1 protein-coding gene is annotated in these 450 nt (G+C 44.0%); it reads right to left on the minus strand.

Features of this window, described 5'->3' with window-relative positions; translation table 11 throughout:
* On the minus strand, positions 1-450 hold a 450-nt coding region (locus AX663_RS05950), incomplete at both ends, for a hypothetical protein (protein ID WP_231724214.1).

Genomic DNA, 450 nt, shown 5'->3' on the forward strand with positions numbered 1-450 from the left:
TACCAGATTGTGTTTGACCTTGGATATCTGTCGATGTTGCATCTTCAGAAGTTGGAACGACTGGAGTAATCTTAGGTGTGTAAGTTGTTTCTACAGTTGTTCCATTAGTATCCGCAGCTTGAACCTTAACTGGAACCACATTACCTGAGTAAGATTTATCTGTTGGTGTGAAGGTTACAACACCTGTCTCTTTATCAACTGTGAAGGTACCAATAATATCACCCGCTGGTGATTTCGCAAACACTGCCGCTGCTGGTTGGCCATTTTCATCAAGAAGAGTAATGGTATCTTTGTCGATTGGAGCAACGGAATCTCCCTCGGTAAAGGTTACTGTTCCGGTCTGAACCACGCCTTGAGGACCAGTTGATTCTGCTGGTGTAGCAGTTGGAGTAACAGGAGTTACTGTTGGTGTGTAGGTTGCTGAAGCCTTAGTTCCGTTAATATCTTCAC

The organism is Streptococcus sp. CCH8-H5 (assembly GCF_001556505.1).
Classification (GTDB): Bacteria; Bacillota; Bacilli; order Lactobacillales; family Streptococcaceae; genus Streptococcus.